The sequence below is a fragment of the Nocardia sp. NPDC051750 genome (assembly GCF_044453135.1).
In the GTDB taxonomy this organism is placed as follows: domain Bacteria; phylum Actinomycetota; class Actinomycetes; order Mycobacteriales; family Mycobacteriaceae; genus Nocardia.
The window spans coordinates 1,612,013-1,619,480 of the sequence record NZ_JBITCK010000001.1; the positions used below are offsets into that span (position 1 = coordinate 1,612,013).

Consider the following 7,468-nt stretch of genomic DNA (forward strand, 5'->3'; position numbering starts at 1 on the left):
CCCGGGCGATGCGAACTCATCCGGCGGTGACTGCCGTCCGGACCAGCCGAATTGCTGTAGGCCCACGGCCCGTGTCTTGTGGCGCGGGTGTTGCATGGGAACCGCAGCGAGAAAGGTGTCGAGGTCGAACTATGACCATGACCGATCCGATCGCAGACTTTCTGACACGTCTGCGCAACGCCAACTCGGCGTACCACGATCAGGTGAAGGCCCCGCATTCGAAGCTCAAGGCGAATATCGCCGAGATCCTGAAGCGTGAGGGCTATATCGCCGATTACCGCACCGAGGACGCCACCGTGGGCAAGGCCCTCGTCGTCGACCTCAAGTACGGGCCCAGCCGGGAACGCAGCCTGCAGGGTCTGCGGCGCGTCTCGAAGCCGGGTCTGCGCGTGTACGCGAAATCCACCAACCTGCCCAAGGTCCTGGGCGGCCTCGGCGTGGCCATCATCTCCACGTCGACCGGTCTGCTCACCGACCGCCAGGCGGCCAAGCAGGGAGTAGGCGGGGAAGTCCTCGCCTACGTCTGGTAAGGGGAGGTACGGACAATGTCGCGTATCGGTAAAGATCCCGTCGTGATCCCCTCGGGTGTCGAGGTGAGCATCAACGGCCAGGACGTCGCCGTGAAGGGCCCGAAGGGTCAGCTCTCGCTGACCGTTTCCGAGCCGATCACTGTCGCGCAGGAAGACGGCCGCTTGGTGGTCTCCCGCCCGGACGACGAGCGGCGCAACCGCTCGCTGCACGGCCTGACCCGCACCCTGATCGACAATATGGTCACCGGTGTCACCAAGGGCTACGAGAAGAAGATGGAAATCTTCGGCGTCGGCTACCGCGTGCAGCAGAAGGGCAGCAACCTCGAGTTCGCCCTCGGCTACAGCCACCCGGTGCCGATCGAGGCGCCCGCCGGCATCACCTTCGCGGTGGAATCGCCCACCAAATTCTCCGTATCCGGGATCGACAAGCAGAAGGTCGGCCAGATTTCGGCGGTCATCCACGGTCTGCGCAAGCCCGACCCGTACAAGGGCAAGGGCATCCGCTACGCCGGTGAGGTCGTTCGCCGCAAGGTCGGAAAGACGGGTAAGTGATCATGGCGCAAACCGAGAACCAGAAGGCCAAGCGCATTCCGCTGGGCAAGGATGCTTCGACTCGCCGTCGGCTGTCCAAGACGCGGCGTCACTTCCGCCTGCGCAAGAAGATCGAGGGCACCACCGTTCGGCCGCGGCTGATCGTGCACCGCTCCTCGCGGCATCTGCATGTGCAGCTCATCGACGATTCGGCCGGTCACACCCTGGCATCGGCCTCGACCATCGAGGCCGATGTGCGCGCGGTGGACGGCGACAAGACCGCCAAGGGTAAGAAGGTCGGCGAACTGATCGCGGCCCGCGCCAAGGCCGCCGGTGTGGAGACCGTGGTGTTCGACCGTGGTGGTCACGACTACCACGGCCGGATCGCGGCGCTCGCCGACGCCGCTCGGGAAGGCGGGTTGAAGTTCTGATGATCACCATGACTGCACACACCAGCGTGAACGGAAGGAACGTCTGATGCCGGGACGTCAACGGCGTGACGGCGGAAACGGACCCGCCGGACAGAACCCCAATGCCCCTGAGGGCGGCCGCGACAACCGTCGTGGTGGCGGCGGCGATCGCCGCGGCGATCGTCGTAACGATCCCGCCGAGAAGAACCAGCTCGAGCGCGTCGTCGCGATCAACCGTGTCTCCAAGGTGGTCAAGGGTGGCCGGCGCTTCAGCTTCACCGCCCTGGTCATCGTGGGCGACGGCAACGGCCTGGTCGGCGTCGGCTACGGCAAGGCCAAGGAAGTTCCCGCGGCCATCCAGAAGGGTGTCGAGGAAGCGCGTAAGGGCTTCTTCCGCGTCCCGATGATCGGCTCCACCATCACCCACCCGGTGCAGGGCGAAGCGGCGGCCGGTGTGGTCATGCTGCGCCCGGCCTCCCCGGGTACCGGTGTGATCGCCGGTGGTGCCGCGCGTGCCGTGCTGGAATGCGCGGGTATCCACGACATCCTGGCCAAGTCGCTCGGTAGCGACAACGCGATCAACGTCGTCCACGCGACCGTCGCCGCGCTGAAGATGCTGCAGCGGCCCGAAGAGGTCGCCGCGCGTCGCGGTCTGCCGCTCGAGGACGTCGCTCCCGCGGGCATGCTGCGTGCCCGTGCCGGACAAGGAGTCTGATATGGCAGATCTCAAGGTGACCCAGATCAAGAGCTCGATCGGCGCCAAGCAGAATCAGCGGGAGAGCCTGCGGACCCTCGGTCTGCGGGGGATCCGCAAGACGGTTATCCGGGAAGACAACCCGCAGAACCGCGGTCTGATCAATGTCGTGCGCCACCTCGTAACTGTTGAGGAGGTCTGACATGACCATCAAACTGCATCATCTGCGCCCGGCCCCGGGCTCCAAAACCGAGAAGACCCGTGTGGGTCGCGGTGAGGGCTCCAAGGGTAAGACCGCCGGCCGCGGCACCAAGGGCACCAAGGCCCGCAAGAACGTGCCCGCCGCGTTCGAGGGCGGTCAGATGCCCCTGCACATGCGCCTGCCGAAGCTGAAGGGCTTCACCAACCCGTTCCGGGTGGAGTACCAGGTCGTGAACGTGGGCGCCATTGCCGAGCTGTTCCCCGAGGGCGGCACCATCGGCAAGGACGAATTGGTCGCCAAGGGCGCGGTTCGTAAGAACCAGCTGGTCAAGGTGCTCGGCGAGGGAGAAATCTCCGTCGCCGTGCAGGTCAGCGCGGACAAGTTCTCCGGCTCTGCCAAGGAGAAAATCGCCGCAGCCGGTGGCACCGCCACCGAACTGGGCTGACGTTCGCCATTTCGACGATCGACATGGCCGGGTCAAGCGCGGAGGCGGTAGCGCAGCGTAACCACGCAGCGCTCCCGGCCATGTCGAAAGGCACAGCGCCGCCGGACGAGTGCAGGCTCGTCCGGCGTCACTGTTAGAGTTCAAGTGTTGTCTGCCAAGACCCGTCATGGGTTCGGCGATTTCCGACCGGGACACGCTGAAAATTCCATGGCCTGACCATGTCGTTCGCCAGGAGGATCTGTGCTTTCCGCCTTCGTTACGGCCTTCCGGACCTCGGACTTGCGGCGGAAGATTCTCTTCACGCTGGGGCTGGTCGCGTTGTACCGTCTCGGTGCCGCGCTGCCCTCACCGGGCGTCGACTACAAGGCGGTCCAGGAGTGTATCGACCTGGTCTCCGGGGGTGAATCCGCCGGGATCTACCAGCTCATCAACCTGTTCTCCGGTGGTGCGCTACTGCAGTTGTCGGTGTTCGCAATCGGCATCATGCCCTACATCACAGCGAGCATCATCGTTCAGCTGCTGACCGTCGTCATCCCGCGGTTCGAGGAACTGCGCAAGGAAGGCCAGGCCGGCCAGACCAAGATGACGCAGTACACCCGCTACCTGTCGATCGCGCTGGCGATTTTGCAGGCCTCGGGCCTGGTCGCGCTGGCTGCCCGCGGGCAGCTGCTGCAGGGCTGCCAGCAGGACATTCTCGCCGACACCAGTGTTTTCGGTGTGATCATCATCGTGCTGGTGATGACCGCGGGTGCCGCCCTGGTCATGTGGTTCGGTGAGCAGATCACCGAGCGCGGTGTCGGCAACGGTATGTCGCTGCTGATCTTCGCCGGTATCGCCGCCCGGATCCCCAGCGAGGGCAAGAACATTCTCGACAGCCGCGGCAACCTGGTGTTCGCGCTCGTCTGCGTCGCCGCGTTCGCCATCATCGTGGCGGTCATCTTCGTCGAACAGGGTCAGCGCCGGATCCCGGTGCAGTACGCCAAACGCGTGGTCGGCCGCAAGATGTACGGCGGTTCGTCGACGTATCTACCGTTGAAGGTGAACCAGGCCGGTGTCATCCCGGTGATCTTCGCGTCCTCGCTGCTGTATCTGCCGAACCTGATCGCCCAGCTCACCGGGTCCAACACTGCCGAGGACCCCAGTTGGTGGCAGGAGATCATCCAGAAGTATCTGGTGAACCCCAGCAACCCGGTGTACATCGCGATCTACTTCGGCCTTATTGTCTTCTTCACCTACTTCTACGTCGCGATCACCTTCAACCCGGAGGAACGCGCAGACGAAATGAAGAAGTTCGGCGGCTTCATCCCGGGCTACCGCCCCGGTAAGCCGACGGCCGACCATCTGACCTTCGTATTGAGCCGCATCACCCTGCCGGGCTCGATCTATCTCGGTCTGGTCGCCGTACTGCCGAACGTGTTCCTCGATATGGGTTCGTCGTCCAGCGGGGTGCAGAATCTGCCGTTCGGTGGTACCGCCGTGCTCATCATGGTGAGCGTCGGCCTGGACACCGTGAAGCAGATCGAAAGCCAACTCATGAATCGCAATTACGAAGGGTTCCTCAAGTGAGAGTCGTACTACTCGGGCCGCCGGGAGCGGGCAAGGGCACTCAAGCCGTGCTGCTATCGGAAAAGCTGGGGGTACCACATATCTCTACGGGGGATCTGTTCCGCGCGAATATCAGCGAGCAGACTCCGCTCGGTGTCGAGGCCAAGCGCTATATGGACGCCGGTGAGCTGGTGCCCAGCGATGTGACCAACCGGATGGTGCGGTCGCGGGTGGGCGAACCGGATGCTTCGCGCGGTTTCGTTCTCGACGGCTACCCCCGCACGGTGGATCAGGCCGATGCGCTCGCCAAGATTCTCGACGAGCTCGGTAGCGAACTCGACGCGGTGCTGTGCTTCGTGGTGTCCGAGGACACGGTGGTCGAGCGGATGCTCTCCCGTGGTCGTTCCGACGACAACGAGGAAACCATCCGGACCCGGTTGCGGGTCTACCGCGACGAGACCCAGCCGCTGCTGAACTACTACGACGGTCTGGTCGTGTCGGTGGACGGTGTCGGCGAGGTCGACGAGGTCAATGCGCGGGCCCTCGAGGCGTTGGGCCGTAATGCCACGACCGGATAGCTTCGTTCGCGGCTCCGGCGTCGATCCTTCGAAGAAGGAGAGCTGTGGTCTTCGGTCGCAAGAGTAAGAAGGTCGTACCGTTCCGTACCGCCGGGGAACTCGACGCGATGGCGGCGGCCGGTGCGATCGTCGGCCGTGCGCTGGTCGCGGTGCGTGCGGCGGCCGCGCCCGGAGTATCCACGCTCGAACTGGACCGGGTCGCCGAACAGGTGATCCGGGACGCCGGTGCGGTTCCGTCCTTCCAGGGCTACCACGGGTTTCCGGCGTCGATCTGCGCCTCGGTGAACGACCGCGTGGTCCACGGTATCCCGACCGAGTCGGAGGTGCTGGCCGCGGGCGATCTGGTGTCCATCGATTGCGGTGCGATCCTGGACGGCTGGCACGGTGATTCGGCGTGGACGTTCGGGGTCGGCGAGGTGTCGGAAGCGGATCGGCTGCTGAGTGAGGCCACCGAGAAATCGATGGTGGCGGGGATCGCCGCCATGCTTCCGGAGAACCGGCTCACCGATGTCTCACACGCGATCGAGCTCGGCACGCGCGCCGCGGAATCCGAGCACGGCCGCTCGTACGGCATTGTCGACGGTTACGGCGGGCACGGGATCGGACGCGAAATGCATCTCGACCCGTTTCTGCCGAATGAGGGCCAGCCCGGTAAGGGCCCGCGTCTCGTGGTGGGTTCGGTACTCGCCATCGAGCCGATGCTCACCCTGGGCACCTCCGACACCAAGGTTCTCGACGACGACTGGACCGTGGTCACCACCGACGGTTCCCGCGCCGCGCACTGGGAGCACACCGTTGCGGTGACCGAGGACGGCCCTCGGATCCTCACCCTGCGCCCCTCCGACTCCGTATAGGACCGTCTCTCACCCCCGCCCGCCGGTTTCGGCCAAGCCGCTTCGGTGCACAGCCCGGTCACGTTGTCCGGTTCAGAGTTCGAGCAGGACGGTGACCGGTCCGTCGTTGCTGAGTTCCACCTGCATATGCGCCCCGAAGCGGCCGCCGGCTACGGTCGCGCCGAGTTGCCGGAGGGTATCGGCGAGCGTCTCGACCAGTGGTTCGGCGATTGCCCCGGGTGCGGCTCCCGACCAGGAGGGGCGTCGTCCCTTGCGGGTGTCGGCGTAGAGCGTGAACTGACTGACCACCAGTACGGGCGCCCCTAGATCCGCGGCGCTGCGTTCACCGTCGAGGATCCGTAGGCGCCAGATCTTTTCGGCCATGGCCCGCGCGATCGACTCGGTATCGGTGTGCGTGACACCCACCAGCGCCAGCACGCCGTGCGGAATTCCGTTGGCCACCGGGTCTATCCGGCCGACCGTTTCGCCGTCCACCTGTACCTGTGCGGAGGTCACACGCTGTAGGAGGGCTCGCATACCGGTCGATCATGCCCTGCCGGACACTGCTCCCGCGCCGCGGGTGCGGGGTTCCCGTCTGTGGGGAGAATTGTCCCGCGCCGGACGGGTACCGGTGCGATAGAGTCACGCAGAATTCCTGCTCGCCGGGGGTATTTCGGACCCGGCGCTGTCCGCCGCGCGGAAGCTACTGTGCGCGGCGGTATTTCTGTTCGCAAACCGCGGGCAAGCTCCTGTTCACGCCGGCATTACGCCGGGTTCGCTCCTGGCTGTCATCGTCGATCTCGACAGATACGACGGTGCGGGGTGGCTCGGCACCGCGGGAGGAGCGGACGCGATGGCCGACAGGGTCGACTACAACGACGAAGCGTTCACGGCGGCCGCAGAACGCACGGGCGGTGTGCGGGATCGGGTCAACGGCGTGATCGACACCCTCACCACCAGTATCAACGGCCGCGGCGAGCCGTGGGGCAACGATACGCTCGGAAACAGCTTCCTCAATGGTGAAGCGAACGACGGTTATTCGTCCGGTAAGACGAACCTGTTCGCGAGCGCCCGGAATGTCGCCGGCACCATGGGCTCCTTCTATGACGGCCAGGTGGAAAGCGCGAACTACCTGAAAGACATGGAAGACGGCAACCGCGACGGCCTGCGCTGACCGAGGCTGAAGCGCGACGATGACCAACGAACAGGCCAAAGCCGACTTCGCCGCGATCATGAGCGGGGTGCAGGAGCAGATGCGCACCATCGCCCGGATCCAGCAGCAGCGCGCCGAAATCACTGCCACCGGCACGGCCCGCGGTAAGAAAGTCCGCGTCACGGTGAACGCCGACAATACGGTGATCGACGTGAAATTCGCCGATGATGTCGACGAATTGAGCTATTCGGAAATCGCGAAGGCGATCACCGAGGCCGGCCAGCGAGCCACCGAACAGCTGACGGAGAAGACCGCCGACTTGATGGCGCCGCTGGAAACCCAGCGGGCCCGGTTACCGAAACTCTCCGATCTCGTGGAGGGCATGGACGAGCTGGAAATGCCGGGCGTGGTTCCTGCTTCGACCGCACGGCCGGATGCCGCGCAGCGCCGCGATATTTCCGACGGTAGCGGGCTGCGGTTCGCGGGCGAGGACGGTAGCGGGCGCGGCTCGGTCACCGATTCCAGCTGGTAGTCCGAGTATCCCGCC

The 7,468-nt window shown here is 65.1% G+C and carries 12 protein-coding genes; 11 read left to right on the forward strand and 1 reads right to left on the reverse strand.

What is annotated here, in order from left to right:
* The first annotated feature begins 131 nt into the window (after positions 1–131).
* The 9 genes from rpsH (at position 132) to map (ending at position 5,789) form a co-directional block, all read left to right on the forward strand.
* Positions 132–530, forward strand: coding sequence for a 30S ribosomal protein S8 (gene rpsH / locus ACIA75_RS07215; protein ID WP_069161946.1), 399 nt, complete (start codon positions 132–134; stop codon positions 528–530).
* 15 nt (positions 531–545) lie between these two features.
* Entirely contained in the window at positions 546–1,082 is a 537-nt protein-coding gene (gene rplF / locus ACIA75_RS07220; protein WP_397100776.1) for a 50S ribosomal protein L6, read from the forward strand.
* Between the two features lie 2 nt (positions 1,083–1,084).
* Entirely contained in the window at positions 1,085–1,492 is a 408-nt protein-coding gene (rplR, locus tag ACIA75_RS07225; RefSeq protein ID WP_397100778.1) for a 50S ribosomal protein L18, read from the forward strand.
* Positions 1,493–1,538: 46 nt separating this feature from the next.
* Entirely contained in the window at positions 1,539–2,186 is a 648-nt protein-coding gene (rpsE, locus tag ACIA75_RS07230; RefSeq protein WP_397100780.1) for a 30S ribosomal protein S5, read from the forward strand.
* Position 2,187: 1 nt separating this feature from the next.
* A complete protein-coding gene (gene rpmD, locus ACIA75_RS07235) occupies positions 2,188–2,367 on the forward strand; it encodes a 50S ribosomal protein L30 (protein ID WP_033244270.1) in 180 nt (59 codons plus the stop codon).
* A 1-nt stretch (position 2,368) separates the two neighbouring features.
* Positions 2,369–2,812 carry a 50S ribosomal protein L15 gene (gene rplO / locus ACIA75_RS07240; RefSeq protein ID WP_397100783.1) on the forward strand — a complete coding sequence of 148 codons (444 nt, stop codon included), beginning with the start codon at positions 2,369–2,371 and terminating at the stop codon, positions 2,810–2,812.
* Between the two features lie 240 nt (positions 2,813–3,052).
* Positions 3,053–4,378: a preprotein translocase subunit SecY gene (secY, locus tag ACIA75_RS07245; protein ID WP_397100785.1), complete on the forward strand. Its 1,326-nt coding sequence runs from the start codon at positions 3,053–3,055 to the stop codon at positions 4,376–4,378.
* Entirely contained in the window at positions 4,375–4,935 is a 561-nt protein-coding gene (locus tag ACIA75_RS07250; RefSeq protein ID WP_397100787.1) for an adenylate kinase, read from the forward strand. The genes secY and ACIA75_RS07250 overlap by 4 nt, the downstream gene beginning before the upstream one ends.
* 44 nt (positions 4,936–4,979) lie before the next feature.
* Complete coding sequence (gene map / locus ACIA75_RS07255; protein ID WP_397100789.1) at positions 4,980–5,789, forward strand: type I methionyl aminopeptidase; 810 nt, start codon at positions 4,980–4,982, stop codon at positions 5,787–5,789.
* Between the two features lie 72 nt (positions 5,790–5,861).
* On the opposite strand, the gene dtd is transcribed toward map, so the two are convergent.
* Positions 5,862–6,305, reverse strand: coding sequence for a D-aminoacyl-tRNA deacylase (gene dtd, locus ACIA75_RS07260; protein WP_397100791.1), 444 nt, complete (start codon positions 6,303–6,305; stop codon positions 5,862–5,864).
* Between the two features lie 316 nt (positions 6,306–6,621).
* Between dtd and ACIA75_RS07265 the strand changes: the two genes are divergently transcribed.
* Positions 6,622–6,942 carry a hypothetical protein gene (locus ACIA75_RS07265; protein WP_397100793.1) on the forward strand — a complete coding sequence of 107 codons (321 nt, stop codon included), beginning with the start codon at positions 6,622–6,624 and terminating at the stop codon, positions 6,940–6,942.
* A 19-nt stretch (positions 6,943–6,961) separates the two neighbouring features.
* Positions 6,962–7,453, forward strand: coding sequence for a YbaB/EbfC family nucleoid-associated protein (locus tag ACIA75_RS07270; RefSeq protein WP_397100795.1), 492 nt, complete (start codon positions 6,962–6,964; stop codon positions 7,451–7,453).
* Positions 7,454–7,468 lie beyond the last annotated feature (15 nt).